This window comes from Citrobacter sp. On2M, from assembly GCF_018035235.1.
Lineage (GTDB): Bacteria > Pseudomonadota > Gammaproteobacteria > Enterobacterales > Enterobacteriaceae > Citrobacter > Citrobacter meridianamericanus.
Window position 1 is genome coordinate 1,107,434 of sequence record NZ_WPCV01000004.1, and the last position, 23,061, is coordinate 1,130,494.

A 23,061-nucleotide genomic window follows, 5' to 3' on the forward strand; every position below is an offset into this window, starting at 1 on the left:
ATGACTCCCGCCCTCCGATTTACGCATCGTCGGCAAGACGAATAACCACCTTGCCAAAGTTTTTGCCGGTCAGCAGGCCGATAAAGGTCTGCGGCGCATTTTCCAGACCGTCGGTGATTTGCTCGCGGTAATGGATTTTGCCCTCTTTAACCCAACGTCCCATCTCGCGCTGAAACTCCTGAATGCGGTGACCATAATCCTGACCAATGATAAAGCCCTGCATGCGGATACGCTTTTTCAGTAGCGTTGCCATCAGCAAAGGTAATCTGTCCGGTCCGGCAGGGAGCGATGTGGCGTTGTAACCGCTGACCAGTCCGCAAAGCGGAATGCGCGCAGACGTGTTGAGTAACGGCAGGACAGCGTCAAATACCTTTCCGCCGACGTTTTCATAGTAAATATCGATCCCCTGTGGACAGGCTTTTGCCAGCTGTTGCGCGAAATCTTGTGCGTGGTGATCGAGACAGACATCAAAACCCAGTACTTCGGTGGCATGGCGGCATTTTTCAGCGCCGCCTGCAACGCCGATCACCCGGCAACCTTTGAGCTTACCTATCTGTCCTACCGTTGCGCCAACCGGGCCTGTCGCGGCTGCCACAACCAGCGTTTCTCCCGCTTTCGGCTGACCGATATCGAGCAGCCCCATATAGGCGGTAAAACCTGGCATACCCATAACACCCAGTGCCCAGGAGGGATGCTCGGGGTTATCGCCAAGTTTCACCAGCCCGTTCCCATCGGAGATGTCATAGTCCTGCCATCCGCTGTAGCTCAGCACCCACTCGCCAGGCTGATAGTCAGGATGATTAGATGACACTACGCGACTTACGGTACCGCCAACCATAACGCCGCCAATCTCAACCGGTGCGGAGTAAGACGGTTCATCGCTCATGCGTCCACGCATATAGGGATCGAGAGAAAGAAAAACAGTGCGCAGTAAAATCTGACCTTCACCCGGCGTTGCAACCTCATCTTCTTCAAGACGGAAGTTGTCCGTAACTGGCGCGCCATGCGGGCGGGAAGCCAGTACCCAGCGGCGATTACGATTAGTCTGTTGACCCATGATGTGCTCCTCTGCTTTTGGCATGAATCCATCAATAGTAGCAGCCCGGACCTGCCATTTAGCTGACGCCAGGGTTTAACCGCACAACCAGGTAAACGCAGGGTTGTGTAGTTTCATTGATAAACCGACAGTCATTTGGTGGGCCAAGCTCCAGGCAATCGCCCGCCTGCATTTCATGTCGTACGTCCCCCTCCACAAAGACTAACTCCCCTTGCTGGAGCCAGATAAGCTGTCTGGCCTGCACATAAGAAGAGGCTGGCATCGGAATATCGCTGCCGGCAGGCAATTCTATCTGCACCAGATCAATCGGCAGATCGCTGCGCGGTGAAACATGGCGGCGTAAATAATGGCTTTGCGGGTCGTGCCAGACGGGCTGGTCAGCTAAGCGCAGCAGCTTGCCCTCCTGCATTTCGGCCCGCGCAATCAGCATAGACATGCTGATACCAAAGGCGCCGGAGAGCCTGCCCAGCAGCGTGGCCGTTGGGCTGCTTTCACCGCGTTCTATTTTATGGATCATCGCCCGCGACACGCCCGCGCGCTCGGCAAGTTCCGTCAGTGACCAGCCGCGAGATTCCCGCTCAATGCGAATTCTTGCCGCGATCCGTTGATTTATGCTGTCTTCAATAGTATTCATATTGTAATACTATAGTGAACAAGCCTTGAGGTTCAACATGTCAATTCGATTTGCCAGCAAAGAAGACTGTGCAGCTATTGCCGAAATCTACAACCACGCGGTACTGCATACGGCGGCTATCTGGAACGATCAAACGGTCGATGCCGAAAACCGTATTTCCTGGTACGAAGCCCGCCAGTTGATGGGGTATCCGGTGCTGATAAGTGAAGATAATGGCGTGGTTACGGGATATGCCTCCTTTGGCGACTGGCGTAACTTTGATGGATTTCGCCATACCGTTGAACATTCGGTGTATGTCCATCCTGAGCATCAGGGAAAGGGCCTGGGACGAGCGCTGCTTAGCAGGCTGATAGAAGAAGCTCGTGTATGCGGCAAGCATGTGATGGTGGCCGGTATTGAGTCTCAGAATCAGGCGTCTTTGCATCTGCACAGCACGCTGGGTTTTAAAACCACCGCGCAAATGCCGCAGGTTGGCACCAAATTTGGCCGCTGGCTGGATCTGACCTTCATGCAGTTGCAGTTAGACGATCGTCGCGAACCGGATGCCGGCAGATGAACCAGACGCTGACCCTCTCCTTTCTGATTGCGGCGGGTATTGGTCTGGTGGTGCAAAATACCTTGATGGTGCGCATTACGCAGACATCCTCGACGATCCTCATCGCCATGTTATTGAACTCGCTGGTCGGGATCGTATTATTTGTCAGCATATTGTGGTTTAAGCAAGGTGCGGCAGGATTTGCAGAGCTGGTCTCCAGCGTACGTTGGTGGACGCTAATCCCCGGCTTGCTGGGATCGTTCTTCGTTTTTGCCAGTATCAGCGGATATCAAAATGTGGGCGCAGCGACGACTATCGCGGTGCTGGTCGCCAGCCAGTTAATTGGCGGGTTGGTGCTGGATATTTTGCGCAGCCACGGCGTGCCGCTGCGGGCGCTGGTGGGGCCAGTCTGTGGTGCGGTGCTGCTGGTCGTCGGGGCCTGGTTGGTGGCGCGACGCTCATTTTAATTGCGCTTATCCGACCTACAGAATGTGCCTGTAGGCCGGATAAGGTCCGGCAAGGAAATATCAAAGAATAGAGCCGCCTTTGGTCAACTGTTCGCGACGGGCTTCCATATCTTCTTTATGCTGACGGCCATGATGTGCGATCGCTGTACGCAAACGCTGTTGCTGGGTGTAGCGATCTTCCCGGCTCAGCACAGCATCATCGCTGAGTTCAATCAGCAATTCATTCATATGCGTAATGACGCTCTCTTCAATGGCGGCATCAACCCGTGCGCTAACCTCATCCAGATGCGACATAACCTCTCCTTAACTCATTAATTTAACTTTGCTTTCGAAAAATCACTGCCCATCAGGCTCACGCTGTATCCGCTGACATTACTGCGTGTCGCGTAGAACGTTTTACCGTTCGCCAGCGCAATCCACGGTGCCTGCTGATAGAAAATCTCTTGTGACTGCTGGTAAAGCGCGGCGCGTTCTTCAGGTTTGCTCACCAGTTTCGCCTTTTCAACCAGCGAATTATACGCTTTATCGCACCAGCGCGCGGCATTAGATCCGGTTTTAATGCTGTCGCAGCCCAGCAGTACATCGGCGAAGTTATCCGGATCGCCGTTGTCCGACATCCAACCGAACAAAGCGGTGTCATGCTCACCTTTACGCATTCCAGAAAGATATTCGCCCCACTCGTAGGACACAATTTTCGCCTTCACGCCAACTTTTGCCCAGTCGCTCTGGATCATCTCGGCAATCCGTCGGGAGTTCGGGTTGTACGGACGCTGAACCGGCATTGACCACAGTGTCGCTTCAAAACCGTTTTCCAGCCCCGCCTGTTTCAGCAGTTCTTTCGCTTTTTGCGGGTCGTATGTGTAATCCTGCAGATCTTTATTGAACCCCAGCATATTCGGCGGAATCGGTGATTTTGCCACCGTACCAGAACCTAAAAAGACAGCGTTAATAATGGCCTTTTTATCCGTTGCGTAGTTCAGAGCCTGACGCACCAGCACGTTATCAAACGGTTTTTTCTCGGTGTTAAACGCCAGATATCCAACGTTCAACGCGTCAACCGAATGCAGCGTCAAATCTTTATTCTTTTTAATCTCGTCAAACTGTACGGGCGCTGGTGCCGGGATTATCTGGCATTCATTGGTTTGCAGTTTTGCGAGCCGCGTCTGAACGTTCGGCGTGATTGAGAAGATCAGGTGTTTTGTCGGGACCGCACCATCCCAGTAGTTCGGGTTGGCGAGATAACGGATTTGCGAATCCTGCTTGTACTGCTGCAACACGTAAGGCCCGGTGCCAATTGGCCAGTTATCAACGTTTTCCGGGGTGCCTTTTTTCAGCATCGCGTCGGCATATTCCGCTGAAAGAATGGAGGCGAAATCCATTCCCCAGTCGGCAAGAAACGCGGCGTTAGGTTCATTCAGAACAAACTGAACGTGATAATCATCGAGCTTCTTCACTTCTTTAATCAGTTTATCCAGACCGACATCGTTAAAGTATTCGTAGCTTCCCTGAGAAACCTTGTGGTACGGATGATCGGCATCTTTCTGCCTTAATACCGAGAAAATCACGTCATCAGCATTGAAGTCGCGCGTCGGTTTAAAGAATTTATTGCTGTTGAATTTTACACCCTGACGCAGGGTAAAGGTGTAGATCTTACCGTCCGGCGAAATCGTCCAGTCCGTCGCCAGAGACGGTACCGGCGTATTTTTTACCGGGTCGAAGTTGATGAGTCGGTTATACAGCACTTGTGAACTGGCCACAAACGACGGGCCTGAGCTGGCGATTTGCGGGTTAAATGACTCAGGCGACGCTTCAGAGCAGTAGATGATAGTGTCAGTATTGGCCGCCAATGCAGCGCCTGACGGTATGACGGCGCTGAGCGTCAGCGCGAGTAACGTTTTCCTTGCAATCATGGTTATAAGCCTTCTTATTTTATTATTAACCGTGATATCAGAGCATAGCTGACAAAAACTGACCAATAACGAATCACTATCAGGTTATTCTAATCCGGTGTATTTCGTTGAATAATCCATCACCCTAAGCGAATTAATTTCCCTTAAGTCTTTTTCGAAACGTCAAGATTTTTCCCGGCACTCTATGCCATGAAAATTAGCCCCTTTTTGCCTCTCTTTCACCGTTTGCTCGTTTTTATAAAACGTAAAGTAGATACGTGAAGAAGTATAAGGGGTAACAACGTGGCAAAAACTCTCTTGCGCAGCGGCAATTTGGATGACTATCAGGCCGTGGGTGGCGGTGGTCAGGCCGTGTTTGATTCAGCATTGCAAATTCGCGAAACGCTTCGTCTGCGTAAACAACAGGCAATGGTGGATTGTCTGGCGATCCCACAAATTAACGACAACGGCGATCGGGTGGACTGGTATTCCCCGATCGAAGGGAAAGTCGTTGCGTGGAAAGCCGCTGATGAGGAGGCTCGTTTTCGTGCGCTGCGCTATCTGGGGAGCACGCTGGAAAATGCGGCTGCTCTGAGCCGTAAAAGCCTGCAATCGGGGAAAACCTCACTACAGCTGTTTGGCTCACTGCTCGAAAAAGCCATCCAGTTTCCTGGTGAGAATCACGTTTTTTTGGTTGAAGGCAAACCCGTTATTACGTTCTGGGGCTTCGTCAATCTGAACGAAAATCCTCGCGACGAGGTGCTCGATTGCCTGCGACTTGCTGATACTCCTCCTGTCGTTACCGTAGCAGAGCCGGAGTCGGAAGAAGAAAGCAGCCCTGAAATCACCTTCGCCGAGGCTGATACGCCTTTATTGACGCCGGTCGTCGAGCTGGCTAAACCGGCTGAACCTGAACCACAGCCGCCGGTTATAGTTAACGAACCTGAAGTCACACCGCCACTGGCACAAGAGAAACCCGCGCGCCGCCTGCCGCTGTGGAGCCTGCCGGTTGCCGCAGTAATCATTGCCGCCATTGTTGGGCCACTGTTGTGGAAACAACAGACAGTCCAGCCCACTCCCGCAGTCATCCCTGTTGACGTTGCGAAGGCAGATATGGCTCCGCTGCCAGAACTGACATCTGCACTGCCGCTGCATCGGGCTGAAGTGATCCCGGTCGCGAAGAAAGAGAAACCTGTGGAAGGACCTGTCGTGATCGCCGCGATTCCGAAAGATGCGCTGGTCATGGATGCCAACCAGATGAAGGCAGGAACAACGCGTTTTCTCAACGGCAACTGGCGTGTAATGGTCGATGTTAAAGATCCGGTCAGCGGCAAAGCGCCGTCACTACGCTATCAAATCCAGGCCAATAAAGGCACTGCTCGCGTGGTTCATGGTGACAATATCGTTTGTCGAGCCGAGATTTTCTCCGGTTTGCACCAGTCGGGTGAATTAATGATTAAGAGTCGCGGGAATGCCCGTTGCACGGACGGGTCACGTTATCCAATGCCTGAAATTACCTGCAAAGCGGGAACCAATGACGTCGCCACGTGTACCGCACGTTATGACGATCACGCGGAAATCCCTCTGACGATCAAAAAGATAGGTGCCTGATTTTATGTTGGTGAATCTGTGTGATTACAAACAGAGTGTGACGCTCATCGCCAATAGCGGTGTGCAATTCCTGGATTTTGGCCTGACGCCGCAAGAATCTGCGCATCATGGTCGCTTTGTGCGCAAAACGGCAAACGGTCCCCTACTACGGCTGGATTTCGATCTGGCAACGGGTCGCTATACCTTGCCAGGCAGTACCGGCGGTCAGCCCGAAGTGGTGAAACCGGAAAGCACCCAGACGCTGCATTATTCGCTTGATGTCCTCGACGGCGTCTGGCTGCCACTGCCGTTTCTGCGCTTTAACCCACCGCGCACGTTTGTTGAAGGTCCGGATAACTGGGCACGCGTGCAGGTACGAAAACTGGCGCAGCCCGACAGCGCGGGCAACACCCACCGCGTTACCGTAGCTCTGGACAGCCAGCTCACTGAAAATGCCCCTGCAGCGTTAACGCCTAATGAAAACGACCTGCTCAACGGGACACGATTCGCGCTGGCCTGGCATGACAATGAAATTGCCGATTTCCTCGACCAGACATGGATTGACGGTTGGTTGCGCGAGTCTTTTATGCATCATGTCACACAGCATGAGAACCGCTCTGAACACGAGATCCAGCAGGCTCTGCGTAATTTTGAATATCAGGCACACTGGCTGAATGTGCTGACCCTGTTAGGCGAACAACTTTCGGTGCCGGAAGTGAAGCTGGTTACGCACACCCTCAGTACACCCGCCATTCCCGTCGATCTCATTCTGGATATTGGTAATACACACACCTGCGGCGTGCTGATTGAAGATCATGGCGACGCCAATGACGGACTGCGTCAGACTGCTGAATTACAGGTGCGTTCGTTAAGCGAGCCGCAGTATCTCAACGACCCACTGTTCACCAGCCGACTGGAGTTTTCTGAAGCGCGTTTTGGCAAGCAGCACTTTTCTGTGGAGAGCGGTCGTGATGACGCCTTTATCTGGCCGTCGATTGTCCGCGTGGGTGACGAAGCCCGTAAGCTGGCGATGCAGCGTATGGGCACTGAAGGCAGCAGTGGGATCTCCAGCCCACGCCGTTATCTGTGGGACGAAACGCCGGTGCTACATGATTGGCGCTTTAGCCAGATGAATGGCAAAACCCAGCGCGAGCCGCTGGCTACCGCCTTCCCGCTGATGAACCTGATGAACGATGACGGGCAACCGCTGTTTAGCCTGCCGCAGGACGATCGTCTGCCGGTATTCTCACCGCAATACAGTCGCAGCACGCTGATGACACATATGCTGTGCGAAATTCTGGCTCAGGCGCTGGGCCAAATTAACAGCGTGGCAACGCGATTGCGTCTTGGATTCCCGGCCTCTCCTCGTCAGTTCCGGACGTTGATCCTGACCCTACCGTCGGCAATGCCCAAACAGGAGCGCGAAATTTTCCGCCTGCGCATGTTTGAGGCTATTGCGTTGGTGTGGAAAGCGATGGGCTGGCACCCGCAGGATGAAGATTTCACCACTCGTAAACAACAAGAAAAGAGCGTGGTTCCCGTACCTGAGATCCAGATGGAATGGGATGAGGCCAGCTGTGGGCAACTGGTGTGGCTGTATAACGAGGCTATCTCCCACTATGATGGTCACACTGAATCGTTCTTTAACGCCCTTGCCCGCCCGGACCGTCTGCCGGAACCCGGTGAGACTAAAGGTCGTGCGCTGCGCGTGGCGTCGATCGACATTGGCGGCGGGACAACGGATATGGCCGTGGTTCATTACCAGCTTGATGATGGCGTTGGGGCGAACGTCAAAATTACCCCGCATCTGTTGTTCCGTGAAGGTTTTAAGGTCGCGGGGGATGACATGCTGCTGGACGTAATTCAGCGTTGCGTTTTGCCCGCGTTGCAAACCCGCTTACAACAGGCTGGCGTGACTGATGCCGCCGCATTGCTGGCGACGCTATTCGGCGATTCCGGGCGCATCGATACTCAGGCGATTTTGCGTCAACAAACGGCATTACAGCTCTTTATGCCGCTTGGTCATGCGGTGCTCTCTGCCTGGGAACAAAGTGATATTAACGATCCGGTAGCCGGGCTGCATGCCACCTTTGGCGAGCTGCTCAGCCAGCGACCCACACGTAACGTGATGAATTATATCCAACAGGCCATCGACCATGCGTTGCCAGCAGGATCGCCAGCGTTTGATGTTCTGAACGTTCCCTTACAGGTACAGTTCAGGCAGCTACAAGAAGCGTTACTGGCGGGACAATTTACTCTGACTGCGCCGCTGCACGCGGTCTGTGAGGCCATTTCGCACTATCGCTGCGATATTTTATTAGTGACCGGCAGACCTGCCTGTTTACCTGGCGTACAGGCGTTGATCCGCCATCTGCAGCCCGTTCCAGTTAATCGTATGATCTGGATGGATAACTACCGCGTACATGAGTGGTATCCGTTTAGCCAGCAAGGACGGATTGGTAACCCCAAATCCACCGCAGCAGTAGGTGCCATGTTGTGTAGCCTGGCGCTGGATTTACGTCTTCCACGCTTTAACTTTAAAGCTGCCGATATCGGCGCTTACTCAACCGTACGATATCTCGGCGTGCTGGATAATACGGTCAATACGCTGCGCGATGAGAATATCTGGTATCACGATATCGATCTGGATAAGCCCGGCGCTAAGCTGGATACCCGCCTGCACTTTCCTTTGCGCGGTAACGTGACGTTAGGTTTCCGTCAATTGGCAAACAGTCGCTGGCCTGCCACGCCGTTGTATACGCTCAGCATAAATTCTGCCGAACTGGCAAAAACCATCGCCGGAGATGGCGTGTTGAATGTCCGGTTGCAACTACGCGGTGGTAGCAAAGAAAGCGGACCGGAATTCTTCGTACTGAGCGACGCCTGGTTACAGGATGGCACTCCCGTTGCCGCCCATGCCTTAACGTTAAAACTGAATACGCTGGCAGACCGTCGCCATAGCGGTAGCCATTACTGGATTGATAGCGGGAGCGTGTACCTGAAATGAGTAAGATGTTAAATACCGCGCAGGCCGCCATCGAATGGGTATCTGATACCCGTCAGCGCTCGGCACGTCTTGATGATGAAGCAGATGCCCTGCTGGCCCAGCTCACGTTAGCCGCCGTGCAGGAATCTGCGTTAAAGACGGCTTTTTCATCGCGAGGGTGCGTTGGGTTATATGGACATTCACAATCGGCGAAAGCGCATCTGCTCGCGGCATTGTGCAACAACGCCAATGGCAAAGTGAATATCGTCACTCCGGATCGCAGTTTTGATTACTTTTCGCATATTAATCCCGGTCATGCGCCAACCAATATGGCGATCCGTTTCACGCAGGAAGAAAATCCGCTTGATAGTGAATGGCCATTGCGTCTGCGGTTACTCAGCGAAGCCGAACTGGTACAACTGTTTATCGCCCAGTTCAGTGCGCTCCCGGACAATCGCCAGGTTGAGAAATCGATTATTGAGTCGCGCCTGGAAAAATGGCAAACGCTACGTCAACGTCATCCGGTACAGGGCATTACTGCACAAGATGTTGCGTCGATTGGCCGCTTCTGGCGCGCCTGCGTGCCAACCAATCAGCAGCAAATCGACGATACGCTATGGCATCAGTTTGCCACGCTGTTACCCGCACTGGACCTGACGACCCGGGCAAACGCCTGGGCGTTACTGTGGGGAGAGCAACCAGAACTGACGCAACAGTGGTTGGCGCTGGCGCATACGCTGCAGCAAACCGGGAACGCGTCAGAATTAGCAGCACCGCTGAGCCTGCTGGTCGATCATTTCGGTTTACCTGCGGAAAGTTTTCTTACCCAGATGGCGTTAACCGGGAATGAGGCGCAAAGCGATGTGGTGGTTCATCCCGTTGAAAATCATCAGTTGCTCAACGCGGTTAGTCTCCCTCAGGCATCACTGGCGCTGCTCACGCGCGAACTGGTCCTGACAGTTGAAAACGCTGAACTGGGGAATGTCGATCTGCTTGATATTCCCCTCGCCCCGGATGTTCATCTCCATCCACTGTGGCAGGCCAAATTAGGCTGGATGCTGGAACATTACCGCCAGCATCTGCAACCGGATGTGCTCTTAATCTGTAATGCGGTATCGACCCGTTCCCAGACGCCTGCTATCACCCGCAAGCTGCTGAGCTGGGTTAACGATACTCAGCCCGTACATGACGCCGCATTGCCGGGCGTGGTGTGGGCCATTACCCCGCAGGATGCGCGTTTTAGCACTCAGCAAAACCTGGATGAATCCGTACAGCAATTAATGGGTAAGCCCGGACTGCACTGGGGCACACTGCAGGCGCTGGATAAACACAGCTTACAGCGCCTTGTCGAGTGGCTGACTCAAGCCACCTCGCCACAGCAGCGCCAGGCCAGGTTGGATTCCCTGCGTGAGCAGCACCAACAGCACGTACGCCAAACCCTGATCGGCTGGATTCATCCCGTTGAAGCCGAATCCGGTAGCAATGAGTGGGTGATCCGCCAGTTACAGGCTCAGGCGGCAAAGCATGGCGAACTCCTTGATGGTTTGCTCCCGCCGATGCGCCTCTTTGAGTCGCTGCTGCGTATTCAGCAGCCACGCGAGGAACAGGTGAGCGGACTCTTTAATGAAGATATTGACCTGTTTGCCGAGGTGCGCGATACGCAACACTCGCCGGAAAACAAAGAGATCGGATATCAGGCGCACAAAATGTGGATAAACCACGTGCGCCAGTGGTGTCGCGATGAAAATAATGCGCGCCGGTTACGCCTCGACGCCCGTACGCTAAGGCAGGTTGCCGATATCCTCGTTACCGCCAGCTATCGCCTGGAGATGCCGCAACGCTTACAGCGCATTTTGCAGCGAGAAAACGTCTGCGCCGCGCAACTTCACGCCGATATTGGCGATTTTATTACCTGGCTTGGATTTGCTAACGTTGCCGAGGAACAGCGTCCGGCCAGCAGGATCCAAAAAGGATCGGCTATTTTTAGCGCGCCTAAGCAACAGCCAATGTTACGCCTGACGAAACTGGATGAACAACCTTCGCACGGCGCAAGTCGCTACGTTTACGACTGGCTGGTCGCTTTATATACCCGTGCGAATGAGAACGTGGGGTATCAGCATCCGCAGGACGTCAGTGACGCCGACAGAAAACGATTAGATGCCCTGCTTTCCGCCTGAAACGGCGTTTACGCCGTCATCAGAAGAGAGAAAACATTAACGCGACGGGAAAACTCATCGGCCAGGTCGCCCCGACTAATACTGCGCTGAGAAAACGAATCCGCTTTTTATCGCGGGAAAGAAACCAGGTGATGATTGCCGTGATAGCGGCCATCACCGCATAAAAAACCAACATTTTTTGGTACAGAGACATGTAAGGCATCCGGGCCGAAAGGTGAAATCGCGCGCAATATGCTCTTTTTCATGACCCACATCAAGTTTTATTAATTATTTTAAGAGAAACAGCGGTAAAACACACCGTTTTCATTGTGTTCGGAATTCGTACTATTGCGGATAGTTATAACCCGTACTATACCCATAAGGGTTTAAACGAAAGGTGGCACAAATGAATGTTTCCAGTAAAACGGTGGTGCTGATAAATATATTTGCTGCTGTAGGACTTTTCAGTCTGATTTCCGCAAGGTTTGGCTGGTTTGCTTGATGTGGTTCTTGTGTAATTAATCGCAGCGTCCGCTGGCAGAGAGGTTTTTCTCTCTGCCATTAGTACACCATCTTCCCACTCTCACACTTCCGGGTAAATTATCCTTAGTATGTAATCCCCCTAATCCTTCAATGGCATTAGGTATCCAAATAACGCCTCGGTGTTGTGCCGGTATGCTGATGGAAATTGAGATCCCTTGGCTGAACGGGGTTGTTACTGGCATTTGCTTCACTATTGGGCAGCCTGCTGAACCGGCGATTATTGACGACAGGTCTGACGCCGGAACAACTGGGACTGGTTCTGAGCGTTTGTGCGCTACTCGCCTGACTTAGCAGCTTACGCCGCTAATAACCGGACGGTATACCTGAAAGCACAAAGCCCCGATATTCAACCGGGGCTTTGTTGTATCAATTAGCCTGACCTCGCGGATATTTCCAACTTACCGCCGTCCGATGGCGACGAGGCCAGTGGCACGAATAGTATAGACGCACGTTTGCCAATATTTAGCTATCCGTGCCCCATTTACCGCTCGCGCTTCAGAGACTACTCATGCTTGATCATGACATGGCGAACAATCGTGTAATCTTCCAGCCCGTAAACCGACATATCCTTGCCATAACCAGACTGTTTTTGCCCGCCGTGCGGCATCTCGCTGACCAGCGTGAAGTGTGTATTGACCCAGGTGCAACCATACTGCAGGCGAGCGCTAAATCGATGCGCGCGCCCCACATCCCGGGTCCAGACGGAGGATGCCAGCCCGTACTTCGAATCGTTAGCCCACGCCAATACCTGATCTTCATCATCAAAGACCGTTACGCTGACCACCGGACCGAAAACTTCCCTCTGCACAATGGCATCGTCTTGCTTTGCCCCAGCCAGCAGCGTCGGGGCGAAATAGTAGCCTGCCCCCTCCACTTTCTTACCACCGGTGATAACGTTGATGTGCCCCAACGCTTTAGCCTCATCAACCGCTTTGGTGATGCGATCAAGATGCGCCTGCGAACTTACCGGTCCCAGTTCCGTCGATTCGTCGTTCGGCGCACCAATTTTCAGGCTGGCAACCGCGGCGCCGAGTTTCTCAACCAACGCGTCATAAATGCCTTTTTGGGCATAGATTCGGCAAGCGGCAGTGCAGTCTTGCCCGGCATTGTAATAACCAAAGGTCCGCACGCCGCTCACTACCGCATCCAGATCGGCATCATCAAAAATGATCACCGGAGCTTTGCCGCCCAGTTCCATATGTGTGCGCTTAATTGACGGCGCGGTGTGCTGAATAATGTGTTCACCGGTTGCAATGGAGCCAGTCAGAGAAACCATGCGGACTTTTTCATGGCCGGTCAGCGGATCGCCCACCGTTTTACCGCGACCAAACAGGACGTTGATAACGCCAGCCGGGTAAATATCTTTGGCAAATTCAGCCAATTTAAGCGCCGTCAGCGGGGTAATTTCTGATGGTTTAATCACCACACAGTTTCCCGCAGCCAACGCTGGAGCCAGCTTCCACGCTGCCATCATCAGCGGATAGTTCCACGGCGCAATAGAGGCCACCACGCCCAGTGGATCCCGACGAATCATCGACGTATGCCCTTCCAGATACTCTCCGGCCGCCTGTCCTTGCAGAGTTCGCGCTGCCCCGGCAAAGAAGCGGAAAACGTCGACGATTGCCGGAATTTCATCATTGAGGACGCAGTGCAGCGGCTTACCACAGTTGAGTGATTCCAGCTCGGCAAAGGTTTGCGCGTTATCGGCGATAACATCCGCCAGTTTCAGCAGCAATTCCGAGCGGACTTTCGGCGTGGTTTGCCCCCAACTGGCAAATGCGCTGTCTGCTGCACGTACTGCGGCATCAACCTGCGCAGCAGACGCCTCGGCAATCTCCAGAATAATTTCACCAGTGGCAGGGTTATAGACTGGCTGCTTTTCACCTTCACCGTTGACCAGCTCGCCATTAATCAGTAATTGATGTTGCATAGCAATTTCCCATATCGTCGTTTATTTACCGTTTCCGGCGAGAGTGTCGCCTTCACGCGTTAGCCACCAGGCCCCTAAAATTGGCAGTGTTGTCACCAGCATTACCAGCAATGCCACAACGTTGGTGACAGGCACATCTCGTGGTCGACCCAGTTGATTGAGTAGCCACAAAGGAAGTGTTCTTTCATGTCCGGCGGTGAACGTTGTCACGATGATTTCATCAAACGACAAGGCAAACGCCAGCATCCCTCCCGCCAGCAGTGCCGATGCCAGGTTCGGCAGCACGACATAACGAAAGGTTTGCCAGCCATTGGCGCCAAGATCCATAGACGCTTCAACCAGACTCCATGAGGTACGGCGAAAACGCGCCACGACGTTGTTAAACACCACCACCACGCAAAACGTCGCATGGCCCACCACGATCGTCAGAAACCCTGGTTCCAGGTTGATGGTTTTAAACGCAGTCAGCAGCGCCAGACCGGTAATAATTCCCGGCAGCGCGATCGGTAAAAGTAGCAACAGCGATATTGCGCTTTTACCAAAAAAGTCCCTGCGCCACAGGGCAGCCGCGGCCATCGTCCCCAGAACCAGGGCAATAGCTGTCGACAGCGCCGCGATTTTAAGTGACAACGTCACCGATTCCAGAATATCGCTACGCTGCGCCGCAACGCTAAACCATTTCAGCGTTAACCCCTGCGGTGGGAAACTAAAAGCGGCCTCCTCTGTATTAAAAGCATAGGTGGCGATGATGAGGATGGGAAAGTGCAGGAAAATAACCCCGCCCCATGCCGCCAGTTTGAGTAGCCAGGGTACGCGTTCAGAGTGCATCGAAAGCTCCCAGACGCTTCACGAACGCCAGATACAGTGCGATTAAGACAATTGGCACCAGAGTAAATGCCGCCGCCATAGGCATATTGCCGATAGCCCCTTGTTGCGAATACACCATGTTGCCGATGAAATAGCCTGGTGGTCCCACCAACTGCGGTACGATAAAATCGCCCAACGTCAGTGAGAAGGTAAAAATCGAACCCGCCGCGATGCCGGGTATCGCCAGTGGGAGAACCACATAGCGGAAGGTTTGACGCGGACGCGCGCCCAAATCAGCGGAGGCCTGTAACAGTGACGGCGGAAGTCTCTCTAGTGCAGCCTGTACCGGCAGAATCATAAACGGCAGCCAGATGTAGACGAAGACCAGGAAACGACCCAATCCTGACGTCGACAACGTATTGCCGCCTACCGCAGGCAGCGTCAGGAACGAAAGCAGCAGCGGCTCCAGCCCAAGATGGGTTAAAAACCACTGCGCCACGCCGTCTTTAGCCAACAGCAACGTCCACGCGTAAGCTTTAACAATGTAGCTGGCCCACATCGGCAACATCACGGCAATGTAAAAAAAGGCTTTCATTTTGCCGCTGGTATATCGCGCCATATACCACGCCATCGGAAACGCCAGAATCGCGCTGGCAATGGTGACTGCCACCGCCATCGTCAGGGTACGCAAAATGATGTCGTAGTTAGCCGGATTAAACAGCGCCTGCAAATTCGCCAGCGTCAGGTCCGGCGTGACCGACATCGTGAAATCGTCAAAGGTATAAAAACCTTGCCACAACAGCGTCAGTAATGAGCCAAAGTAAACGATTCCAAACCACATCAGCGGCCCGAGGAGCAGCAAAAACAGCCCCAGCCCCGGATTACGCCAAAAGAAACCTGAGATCCGGTTCAGATTTGTCGGCTGTGGAGGCGAATGTAAGACGTTCATAGCCATTCACCTCTCCTCAACCAGCGGTACCATCACATCACGTGACCATGAGGCTATCACCTGCTGACCCGGTGACAGCGTTGGCGGCAGCACTTCTCCCGTCAGGTTAGCCTGGCTAACCAGCAATTTTTCACCACCGGCGAGTTTCAGCTCAAACCGCGTCGCCGCTCCCTGGTATTGCACAGCCTGAATGATCCCCGGAGCCTGGACTTCGCCACTGACGTCATTCAAGCGAATGTGTTCCGGACGCAAGGAAAACATACCCTGCAGCCCGCAAACGTTGGCCGACATCGCCTCATCGAAGACATTTGACGTCCCAACGAAACTTGCCACAAACGGTGTCCGCGGGCGCATGTACAGTTCACGCGGAGAATCCACCTGTTCAATACGACCGTTATTAAACACCGCCACACGATCGGACATCGACAGGGCTTCCCCCTGATCGTGGGTGACAAAAATGAACGTAATACCCAGGGATTGCTGTAACTTCTTCAGCTCCAGTTGCATCTGTTCACGCAATTTAAGATCCAATGCCCCAAGCGGCTCATCCAACAGCAGGACGCGTGGTTCATTGACCAACGCCCGGGCAATAGCCACGCGCTGCCGCTGCCCACCGGAAAGCTGTGACGGTTTGCGTTCATGAACAAAACCGAGCGCGACCTTATCCAGTGCCTCGCGTGCTTTTGCGTGACGTGTCTTTTTATCAATGCCTTTGACCATCAACCCGTAAGCGACGTTATCGAGAATCGACATATGCGGGAATAGCGCGTAATCCTGAAAAACCGTATTGACGTCCCGTTCCCAGGGCGGCAATTCGCTGGCCTGCTTACCAAAAATAGTAATTGCGCCGCCTGAAAGTTGCTCAAAACCGGCAATCAGGCGCAGACAGGTGGTCTTGCCGGAGCCGGATGGCCCCAGCATAGAGAAAAATTCACCGTCGTTAATCGCAATACTCACCCCATCAACAGCACGAACATCCCCGTACAAACGCGAGACGTCATGAAACTCCACTGCGTACGTCATAAAACCCCCAGCGGAATTAACGACCACCCATAATGGCGATGTAATCCTGCGTCCAGCGACTGTAAGGAACGAATTTGCCGCCTTCGGCAATCGGCGTTTTCCAGAAGGCAATTTTGTCGAAATAGCTATAGCCGTTGGTTTCACAGCCTTTTTCACCCAGTAACGGGCTGGCTTTACAGCCTTCCGGCACCACTGGCAGAGAACCAAACCATGCCGCTACGTCGCCCTGTACTTTCGGGGTTAATGACCAGCTCATCCATTTATAAGCGCATACCGGGTGTTTTGCCTGACTGTGCAGCATGGTGGTATCAGCCCAGCCAGTAACCCCTTCTTTTGGGAAAACTGTGGCAATCGGCTGACCTTCCCCTTTCAGGGCGTTAGCCTGATAAGGCCAGGCGCTTGAGGCCACCACACCTTCATTTTTGAAGTCGCTCATTTGCACGGTGGTATCGTGCCAATAGCGATGAATTAACGCGTGCTGATCGCTCAGGACTTTGATAACCGCCTGATACTGCTGTTCGGTGAGCTGATAGGGATCGGTAATACCCAGTTGCGGCTGAGTGGCCTTAACGAATAACGCGGCGTCGGCAATATAGATCGGGCCATCGTAAGCCTGAACGCGACCTTTATTGCTTTTACCGTCAGGAAGATTTTGTTCAACGAATACCACGTTCCAGCTGTCCGGCGGCGTTGGGAAGGTTTTGGTGTTATACATCAGCAGGTTTGGTCCCCACTGGTATGGCGTACCGTAAACTTTACCCCCAACGTTAAACCACTCTCCTTTTACCACTCGCGGATCAAGGGTTTTCCAGTTAGGGATCAGCGCGGTATTAATTGGCTGAACGCGTTTACCCATAATCAGTCGCAATGAAGCATCACCGGAAGCGGTAACCAGGTCGTAGCCGCCTTTCGCCATCAGGCTGACCATCTCATCAGAGGTGGCCGCCGTTTTAACATTGACCGCGCAGCCGGTATCTTTCTCAAACTGCGAGACCCAATCATATTGTTTATCAGTTTGTCCACGCTCGATGTAACCCGGCCAGGCAATAATATCCAGACGACCTTCCGGTTTACTTAATGATGTCGGGGGTTCGGCTGCCTGCGCCGTCATCAGCGTCATGCTGAAGGCACACAGGCTACTGAGGGCAAGTTGCTTGCTCATAACGTCTTACTCCTGTCGAAAAAATATTGAGCGGCAGCCTTGCCGTAAATATATGTCCTTTCCTAAAAATAGTCGGGGTGTGGTAAGCGTTCCTGCTGGCGCAAGGAAATTTAATCAGGTTGTGAGCTAACGCTCATTACGCGACTGACTCCGACCATGAGGCTTAATCTTCTGGAGTATAGACAAGGAGTTAGGTGCAAAGGTGGCAATAGTAAGAACTATTGATTTTTTGTATGGTAGCACTCGATATAAATAACATCAGTGCTATGTATTCTCTATTTCGAAAATAAGAACGCGCTATTCTTTTATATTGAATAGCGCGTTACGTTTTATTTCATCATCTCGCGAATTAATTTTCCCAACTGTTTCACCGCCTGTTCCTCACGTTCTCCCCAGTGCCATGCGGTATTAAAACGAAAGAAACGCGTCCAACTCCCCGAGGTTGAGAACATTTTTCCCGGCGCAATGCTGATATGGTGCGCCAGTGCCTGGGTAGTGAGTTCGCCTGCATCAAGCGGTTCTGGTAATTCCAGCCATAAAAAATAGCCGCTGTCGTTGTGGTGAATTTTGACTTCCGCCGGAAGATGACGCAGCAACGTTTGCCAGGCCTGCTGTTTGCGCTCTGCCAGTTGGCGGCGTAAGCGACGCAGATGTGCGTCATAGCGCCGGGTTGACAAGTAATCCACCAGTGCAAGCTGCATCGGGGAACTGGTGGATAAGGTGCTCATTAGCTGAAGTCGCTGAATACGCCGGGCATGCTTCCCGGCCGCCACCCAGCCCACACGGAACCCGGGCACGAGGCACTTCGAGAAAGACGAACAATGTAAAACGCGGTCAGCACGATCCCAGGCCTTGGCGGGCTGCGGTTTTTCACGACCAAAGTACAGTTCGCTGTAGACATCATCCTCTATCAGCATCACGTGGTATTTTTCCAGCAATGCCACCAGGTGCGCTTTTTTCTCTGGTTTGAGCGTAAAACCCAGCGGATTTTGACTGTTAGTCATCAGCCAGCAGGCTTTGACCGGATACTCCTGCAACGCCTGCTCCAGCGCAGCCAGATCGATCCCCTCTTTGACATCGGTGGCAATCGCAAGCGCCTTCAGGCGTAATCGCTCCAGAGCCTGCAACGCGCCGTAAAAACAAGGGTTTTCGACAATCACCCAATCCCCCGGTTCGGTCACCGCCTGCAGGCTCAGGTTGAGGGCTTCCAGCGCGCCGGTGGTGATCACAATCTCATCAGGTGAAATAGTCATTCCCTGTTGAGCATAGCGACGGGCAATGGCATGGCGCAATTCTGCATTTCCCGGCGGCAGGTTTTCGATCACGCTCATAGCAGTGGCGGTTTTACTCACCTGCGCCAGCGAGCGGTTCAACTGCTGAAGTGGAAACAGTCGCGGGTCGGGGAATGCAGAGGCAAATGGCATTACTGACGCATCACGACTGGCTTGCAACATATCAAAAATATAAGTGTTGATATCCACTGCTTCATCGCGCATGACCTGTGCCTGCGGTGCTGCCAGCTCACGTTGTGGGCGCGCGGCGACATAGTAACCCGACTGCGGTCGGGCAATAATCCGCCCCTGACTTTCCAACAGTTGGTAGGCGTGTCCGACGGTCATAAAACTCATGCCGCTGCTGACCACCTGTTCACGCAGTGACGGCAGGCGATCGCCTGGCTGCCATACGCCAGACGCGATTTGATCGCGAATTTGCTCAGCCAGTCGCTGATACTTTTTCATTTTTGATCCTGATTACCGGTGTCGGTGACAATCACTGTGTATATCAGTTTACATAATCAGGGTGTTTTTTATAACTGTTATAGTTAACAGTTTTACAACATCGTTAACGCCAGTTCTTTGCCTAAGACGCGAGCAGCAATCTGTACGGCATCAATTTTGGTCGTGTGCTTTAAATCAAATAAACGGGTGATCTCCTGCTTAGGTCTGCCGATCCTGTTCGCCAGCTCCTGCTGGGTGATTTTTGATTCAAGGAAGGCATTCAGCAGAAGAACCTTAGACGCAACGCTCAGCGGTATTTCTACGTAGGTATCTTCAGCGCCAACCGCCGAAGGGAGTGGAATCGCCTCGTTGTCGTCGAAATAGAATTCAAAAGCGGTAATCAATGCAGTCTGCGCGGCCTGGAAAGCGTCATGGCGAGTATTTTCCTGAGTTAATGCTTCCGGAATATCCGGAAAAGAAACCACAAACCCACCTTCCACTGCCGGTGTTAGACTCGCTTCCAGATTTCATATCAGCGTGTACAACCTATAACAGCACTGCAACTGTTATGGTTAAAAAGAACTGTTCTGTTTCTGCCCCGCATTCCTTCCTAAGCTTAGAATTGCGCCAAATCAATTTTGCCTGCGGAGTTAAGCATGTTCGGTCTTGACGCGTTTCACCTGGCGAGGATCCAGTTCGCGTTTACGGTATCCTTTCACATCATCTTTCCGGCCATTACCATCGGCCTCGCCAGTTATCTGGCGGTGCTTGAGGGGTTATGGCTAAAAACAAAAAATCCCACCTGGCGTTCGCTATACCATTTCTGGTCGAAAATATTCGCCGTAAACTTTGGTATGGGCGTCGTTTCCGGGCTGGTGATGGCTTATCAGTTCGGCACGAACTGGAGCGGTTTTTCCGAGTTTGCCGGAAGCATCACCGGACCGCTGCTGACCTATGAGGTGTTAACCGCCTTTTTCCTCGAAGCGGGCTTCCTTGGGGTAATGCTGTTTGGCTGGAACCGGGTTGGTCCTGGACTTCACTTCTTCGCCACTTGTATGGTTGCGCTGGGTACGATTATTTCTACTTTCTGGATCCTCGCCTCCAACAGTTGGATGCAAACACCGCAAGGCTATGAAATCGTTAACGGGCAAGTGGTTCCCGTCGACTGGTTCGCCGTTATTTTCAATCCTTCATTCCCTTATCGTTTGTTGCATATGTCCGTTGCCGCTTTCCTCAGCAGCGCGTTGTTTGTCGCGGCTTCAGCCGCATGGCATTTACTGCGTGGGAATAGCACTCCCGCTATTCGCGCCATGTTTTCGATGGCGCTGTGGATGACGCTAATCGTCGCCCCACTGCAGGCCTTGATTGGCGATATGCACGGATTGAATACGCTGAAACACCAACCGGCAAAAATTGCCGCTATTGAGGGACACTGGGAAAATCCGCCAGGCGAACCAACCCCGCTGCTGCTCTTCGGCTGGCCGGATATGGAGCAAGAGCGCACTCGCTATGGGCTGGAAATTCCTGCGCTGGGCAGTCTGATCCTGACCCATAGTCTGGATAAACAAGTCCCGGCCCTGAAAGAGTTTCCTAAAGAAGACCGGCCCAACTCCACCATGGTGTTCTGGTCGTTTCGCATTATGGCGGGGCTAGGCATGCTGATGATCCTGTTGGGTGCGTTTGCCTTGTGGCTGCGTTATAAGCAGCGTTTATACACCTCGCGCGCTTTCTTGCGCTTTGCATTGTTGATGGGCCCTTCCGGTCTGATTGCCATTCTGGCTGGCTGGGTGACCACTGAAGTGGGCCGTCAACCGTGGGTGGTTTACGGTCTGCAACGTACAGCGGATGCGGTTTCCGCTCATGGCGATTTACATATGAGTATCAGCCTGCTGTCCTTCTTTGTGGTGTATAGCTCGGTATTTGGCGTGGGTTACAGCTACATGATCCGCTTGATCCGTAAAGGGCCGCAGGAAGATGACCCGACCATTCCGCCAACCGGCACACCTGCCCGGCCGCTTTCTGCCGCAGTTCTCGATTCTCAACCGGAGGCACATCGCTAATGGGTATCGATTTATCAGTTATCTGGTTTGTGATTATCGTGTTCGCCACGCTGATGTATATCGTGATGGACGGTTTTGACCTCGGGATCGGTATTTTATTTCCCGCTATTCAGGACGCTGATGATCGCGACGTGATGGTTAACAGCGTCGCTCCGGTATGGGACGGGAATGAAACCTGGCTTGTTCTGGGGGGGGCCGGGTTATTTGGTGCGTTCCCGCTGGCCTATGCAGTGATTGTCGATGCGCTGACGATCCCGTTGACCCTGATGCTAATCGGCCTGATATTTCGCGGCGTCGCGTTCGAGTTTCGCTTCAAGGCTACACCGGCGCATCGACCATTCTGGGATAAAGCCTTTCTCGGCGGTTCAATTCTGGCGACATTCACCCAGGGCGTGGTGGTGGGTGCTGTACTCAACGGATTTTCCGTTACCGGTCGCAGCTACAGCGGCGGTCCTTTCGACTGGATGACCCCGTTTACGCTGTTCTGCGGCATTGGTCTCGTGGTGGCCTACGCCCTGCTGGGAGCAACATGGCTGGTGATGAAAAGCGAAAACCCGTTACAGGATAAAATGCGCGGCGTGGCAAAAAAACTACTGCTGGCGATGTTGGTTGTCATTGCCATTATCAGCCTGTGGACGCCGTTGGCGCACAATGCTATTGCCGTGCGTTGGTTTAGCCTGCCCAACCTGTGGTTCCTGCTGCCGGTTCCGCTGCTGGTTGCGTTAATTAGCCTCTGGTTGTGGCGCGCGCTGGGCCAGCGAAACAGCCATACTCTGCCTTTTGTCTTGACGCTGGGGCTGATTTTCCTCGGGTTTAGCGGACTGGGGATCAGCATTTGGCCACACATCATTCCACCGTCCATTACGCTCTGGCAGGCGGCGGCTCCGGCGCAAAGTCAGGGCTTTATGCTGGTTGGCGCACTGCTGATTATCCCAATAATCCTGGTGTATACCTTCTGGAGCTACTACGTTTTCCGCGGCAAAGTTCAACATGGTGAGGGGTATCATTAATGCAACAATCTATCTGGAAACGTCTGATGTGGCTGGTCATTCTCTGGGGCGGCAGTGTGCTGGCCCTGGCGGCCGTCGGTTCATTCTTTCGCTTACTGATGACCGCTGCTGGGTTTAAGTCCTGATTTTCCCCCCGGTAACAACCGAGTCGCCCTGTGCTTCCCGGTTGTTACAAATCCTAATGCTGGCTAAACAAAAATGTAAAAAACATCGAATTGGCAAAACAGAGATTGCCATTATCCCGATTAAAATATTGAATAGTCACAAGGTGAAATTATCGCCAATTCCGCAGCTAACGTACCAGAGGGTGCATGATGTTTAAGAAAGGGTTAACGGTGTTATTGCTGGCCAGCGCGCTTTTTTCTGGTCAGCTTTTCGCGACTAATCAGGGACATGAATATCTTCAGGTACAGGATGCCGATCACGTATTACGACACACGGCCGACAGCGATGAGCTGCGAGTGACGGCGGAAGAATCCGCCGCCACTCTTCGCGAGCACCATCACTGGCAAAAATCACGAAAACCCGATATCCATATGAGTTAA

23 protein-coding genes are annotated in these 23,061 nt (G+C 53.0%); 11 read left to right on the forward strand and 12 right to left on the reverse strand.

What is annotated here, in order from left to right:
* Positions 1 to 19: 19 nt before the first annotated feature.
* Together On2M_RS15615 and On2M_RS15620 are read right to left on the reverse strand one after the other, a co-directional pair.
* Entirely contained in the window at positions 20 to 1,057 is a 1,038-nt protein-coding gene (locus tag On2M_RS15615; protein WP_210905109.1) for an NADP-dependent oxidoreductase, read from the reverse strand.
* 58 nt (positions 1,058 to 1,115) lie between these two features.
* Complete coding sequence (locus tag On2M_RS15620; protein ID WP_210905110.1) at positions 1,116 to 1,691, reverse strand: XRE family transcriptional regulator; 576 nt, start codon at positions 1,689 to 1,691, stop codon at positions 1,116 to 1,118.
* A 37-nt stretch (positions 1,692 to 1,728) separates the two neighbouring features.
* On the opposite strand from On2M_RS15620, the gene mddA reads away from it, so the two are divergent.
* Complete coding sequence (mddA, locus tag On2M_RS15625; RefSeq protein WP_210905111.1) at positions 1,729 to 2,247, forward strand: GNAT family N-acetyltransferase; 519 nt, start codon at positions 1,729 to 1,731, stop codon at positions 2,245 to 2,247.
* Positions 2,244 to 2,693, forward strand: a complete 450-nt coding sequence (locus On2M_RS15630) for a DMT family transporter (RefSeq protein ID WP_151219271.1) — start codon at positions 2,244 to 2,246, stop codon at positions 2,691 to 2,693. The genes mddA and On2M_RS15630 overlap by 4 nt, the downstream gene beginning before the upstream one ends.
* A gap of 60 nt (positions 2,694 to 2,753) precedes the next feature.
* Here the strand turns inward: On2M_RS15630 and On2M_RS15635 are convergent, their stop codons facing one another.
* Positions 2,754 to 2,987, reverse strand: a complete 234-nt coding sequence (locus On2M_RS15635; RefSeq protein WP_151225472.1) for a YdcY family protein — start codon at positions 2,985 to 2,987, stop codon at positions 2,754 to 2,756.
* A gap of 17 nt (positions 2,988 to 3,004) precedes the next feature.
* Positions 3,005 to 4,603, reverse strand: a complete 1,599-nt coding sequence (locus tag On2M_RS15640; protein ID WP_187259633.1) for an ABC transporter substrate-binding protein — start codon at positions 4,601 to 4,603, stop codon at positions 3,005 to 3,007.
* Between the two features lie 282 nt (positions 4,604 to 4,885).
* On the opposite strand from On2M_RS15640, the gene On2M_RS15645 reads away from it, so the two are divergent.
* The 3 genes from On2M_RS15645 to On2M_RS15655 are packed head-to-tail and all read left to right on the forward strand — an operon-like array spanning position 4,886 to position 11,335.
* Positions 4,886 to 6,193, forward strand: coding sequence for an SrfA family protein (locus On2M_RS15645; RefSeq protein ID WP_210905112.1), 1,308 nt, complete (start codon positions 4,886 to 4,888; stop codon positions 6,191 to 6,193).
* 4 nt (positions 6,194 to 6,197) lie between these two features.
* A complete protein-coding gene (locus On2M_RS15650) occupies positions 6,198 to 9,179 on the forward strand; it encodes a virulence factor SrfB (protein ID WP_210905113.1) in 2,982 nt (993 codons plus the stop codon).
* Positions 9,176 to 11,335: a virulence factor SrfC family protein gene (locus On2M_RS15655; RefSeq protein WP_210905114.1), complete on the forward strand. Its 2,160-nt coding sequence runs from the start codon at positions 9,176 to 9,178 to the stop codon at positions 11,333 to 11,335. Before On2M_RS15650 ends, On2M_RS15655 begins: the two co-directional genes overlap by 4 nt.
* Before the next feature lie 19 nt (positions 11,336 to 11,354).
* Here the strand turns inward: On2M_RS15655 and On2M_RS15660 are convergent, their stop codons facing one another.
* On the reverse strand, positions 11,355 to 11,528 hold the full coding sequence (locus tag On2M_RS15660; RefSeq protein ID WP_016153148.1) for a GhoT/OrtT family toxin: 174 nt from the start codon (positions 11,526 to 11,528) through the stop codon (positions 11,355 to 11,357).
* 192 nt (positions 11,529 to 11,720) lie between these two features.
* Here On2M_RS15660 and yncL point away from each other — a divergent pair, with 192 nt between their 5' ends.
* Positions 11,721 to 11,816, forward strand: coding sequence for a stress response membrane protein YncL (yncL, locus tag On2M_RS15665; protein ID WP_071524268.1), 96 nt, complete (start codon positions 11,721 to 11,723; stop codon positions 11,814 to 11,816).
* A gap of 179 nt (positions 11,817 to 11,995) precedes the next feature.
* The gene (locus On2M_RS15670; protein ID WP_187252389.1) at positions 11,996 to 12,148 is read left to right on the forward strand and encodes a hypothetical protein; all 153 of its coding nucleotides are present in this window, start codon (positions 11,996 to 11,998) and stop codon (positions 12,146 to 12,148) included.
* Positions 12,149 to 12,359: 211 nt separating this feature from the next.
* Here the strand turns inward: On2M_RS15670 and patD are convergent, their stop codons facing one another.
* From patD to On2M_RS15705, 7 genes are all read right to left on the reverse strand, one after another.
* Positions 12,360 to 13,787 (reverse strand): aminobutyraldehyde dehydrogenase, encoded by a 1,428-nt coding sequence (gene patD, locus On2M_RS15675; protein WP_210905115.1) that lies wholly within the window; start codon positions 13,785 to 13,787, stop codon positions 12,360 to 12,362.
* 21 nt (positions 13,788 to 13,808) lie between these two features.
* Entirely contained in the window at positions 13,809 to 14,615 is an 807-nt protein-coding gene (locus On2M_RS15680) for an ABC transporter permease (protein WP_210905116.1), read from the reverse strand.
* The gene (locus On2M_RS15685; RefSeq protein WP_151225475.1) at positions 14,605 to 15,549 is read right to left on the reverse strand and encodes an ABC transporter permease; all 945 of its coding nucleotides are present in this window, start codon (positions 15,547 to 15,549) and stop codon (positions 14,605 to 14,607) included. The genes On2M_RS15680 and On2M_RS15685 overlap by 11 nt, the downstream gene beginning before the upstream one ends.
* Positions 15,550 to 16,566 carry an ABC transporter ATP-binding protein gene (locus On2M_RS15690; protein ID WP_151219279.1) on the reverse strand — a complete coding sequence of 339 codons (1,017 nt, stop codon included), beginning with the start codon at positions 16,564 to 16,566 and terminating at the stop codon, positions 15,550 to 15,552.
* A gap of 16 nt (positions 16,567 to 16,582) precedes the next feature.
* A complete protein-coding gene (gene ydcS, locus On2M_RS15695) occupies positions 16,583 to 17,728 on the reverse strand; it encodes a putative ABC transporter substrate-binding protein YdcS (RefSeq protein WP_210905117.1) in 1,146 nt (381 codons plus the stop codon).
* A 329-nt stretch (positions 17,729 to 18,057) separates the two neighbouring features.
* Positions 18,058 to 19,467, reverse strand: a complete 1,410-nt coding sequence (locus On2M_RS15700; RefSeq protein ID WP_151225477.1) for a PLP-dependent aminotransferase family protein — start codon at positions 19,465 to 19,467, stop codon at positions 18,058 to 18,060.
* Between the two features lie 92 nt (positions 19,468 to 19,559).
* Positions 19,560 to 19,970 carry a type II toxin-antitoxin system HicB family antitoxin gene (locus tag On2M_RS15705; RefSeq protein WP_210905255.1) on the reverse strand — a complete coding sequence of 137 codons (411 nt, stop codon included), beginning with the start codon at positions 19,968 to 19,970 and terminating at the stop codon, positions 19,560 to 19,562.
* Positions 19,971 to 20,102: 132 nt separating this feature from the next.
* Between On2M_RS15705 and On2M_RS15710 the strand changes: the two genes are divergently transcribed.
* The 4 genes from On2M_RS15710 (at position 20,103) to On2M_RS15725 (ending at position 23,061) form a co-directional block, all read left to right on the forward strand.
* Positions 20,103 to 21,506, forward strand: a complete 1,404-nt coding sequence (locus On2M_RS15710) for a cytochrome ubiquinol oxidase subunit I (RefSeq protein WP_210905118.1) — start codon at positions 20,103 to 20,105, stop codon at positions 21,504 to 21,506.
* A complete protein-coding gene (gene cydB, locus On2M_RS15715; protein ID WP_210905119.1) occupies positions 21,506 to 22,516 on the forward strand; it encodes a cytochrome d ubiquinol oxidase subunit II in 1,011 nt (336 codons plus the stop codon). Before On2M_RS15710 ends, cydB begins: the two co-directional genes overlap by 1 nt.
* The gene (locus On2M_RS15720; RefSeq protein ID WP_005126742.1) at positions 22,516 to 22,641 is read left to right on the forward strand and encodes a DUF2474 domain-containing protein; all 126 of its coding nucleotides are present in this window, start codon (positions 22,516 to 22,518) and stop codon (positions 22,639 to 22,641) included. Before cydB ends, On2M_RS15720 begins: the two co-directional genes overlap by 1 nt.
* Positions 22,642 to 22,830: 189 nt before the next feature.
* The gene (locus On2M_RS15725; protein WP_151219503.1) at positions 22,831 to 23,061 is read left to right on the forward strand and encodes a DUF2554 family protein; all 231 of its coding nucleotides are present in this window, start codon (positions 22,831 to 22,833) and stop codon (positions 23,059 to 23,061) included.

Coding starts and splice junctions, on each gene's coding strand:
- yncL (WP_071524268.1), top strand. CDS start 11,721: ATGAATGTTTCCAGTAAAACGGTGGTGCTGATAAATATATTTGCTGCT.
- On2M_RS15650 (WP_210905113.1), top strand. CDS start 6,198: ATGTTGGTGAATCTGTGTGATTACAAACAGAGTGTGACGCTCATCGCC.
- On2M_RS15680 (WP_210905116.1), bottom strand. CDS start 14,615: ATGCACTCTGAACGCGTACCCTGGCTACTCAAACTGGCGGCATGGGGC.
- On2M_RS15700 (WP_151225477.1), bottom strand. CDS start 19,467: ATGAAAAAGTATCAGCGACTGGCTGAGCAAATTCGCGATCAAATCGCG.
- On2M_RS15685 (WP_151225475.1), bottom strand. CDS start 15,549: ATGGCTATGAACGTCTTACATTCGCCTCCACAGCCGACAAATCTGAAC.
- On2M_RS15670 (WP_187252389.1), top strand. CDS start 11,996: ATGGAAATTGAGATCCCTTGGCTGAACGGGGTTGTTACTGGCATTTGC.
- patD (WP_210905115.1), bottom strand. CDS start 13,787: ATGCAACATCAATTACTGATTAATGGCGAGCTGGTCAACGGTGAAGGT.
- On2M_RS15720 (WP_005126742.1), top strand. CDS start 22,516: ATGCAACAATCTATCTGGAAACGTCTGATGTGGCTGGTCATTCTCTGG.
- On2M_RS15660 (WP_016153148.1), bottom strand. CDS start 11,528: ATGTCTCTGTACCAAAAAATGTTGGTTTTTTATGCGGTGATGGCCGCT.
- mddA (WP_210905111.1), top strand. CDS start 1,729: ATGTCAATTCGATTTGCCAGCAAAGAAGACTGTGCAGCTATTGCCGAA.
- On2M_RS15710 (WP_210905118.1), top strand. CDS start 20,103: ATGTTCGGTCTTGACGCGTTTCACCTGGCGAGGATCCAGTTCGCGTTT.
- On2M_RS15690 (WP_151219279.1), bottom strand. CDS start 16,566: ATGACGTACGCAGTGGAGTTTCATGACGTCTCGCGTTTGTACGGGGAT.
- On2M_RS15615 (WP_210905109.1), bottom strand. CDS start 1,057: ATGGGTCAACAGACTAATCGTAATCGCCGCTGGGTACTGGCTTCCCGC.
- On2M_RS15640 (WP_187259633.1), bottom strand. CDS start 4,603: ATGATTGCAAGGAAAACGTTACTCGCGCTGACGCTCAGCGCCGTCATA.
- On2M_RS15635 (WP_151225472.1), bottom strand. CDS start 2,987: ATGTCGCATCTGGATGAGGTTAGCGCACGGGTTGATGCCGCCATTGAA.
- On2M_RS15655 (WP_210905114.1), top strand. CDS start 9,176: ATGAGTAAGATGTTAAATACCGCGCAGGCCGCCATCGAATGGGTATCT.
- On2M_RS15725 (WP_151219503.1), top strand. CDS start 22,831: ATGTTTAAGAAAGGGTTAACGGTGTTATTGCTGGCCAGCGCGCTTTTT.
- On2M_RS15630 (WP_151219271.1), top strand. CDS start 2,244: ATGAACCAGACGCTGACCCTCTCCTTTCTGATTGCGGCGGGTATTGGT.
- ydcS (WP_210905117.1), bottom strand. CDS start 17,728: ATGAGCAAGCAACTTGCCCTCAGTAGCCTGTGTGCCTTCAGCATGACG.
- cydB (WP_210905119.1), top strand. CDS start 21,506: ATGGGTATCGATTTATCAGTTATCTGGTTTGTGATTATCGTGTTCGCC.
- On2M_RS15620 (WP_210905110.1), bottom strand. CDS start 1,691: ATGAATACTATTGAAGACAGCATAAATCAACGGATCGCGGCAAGAATT.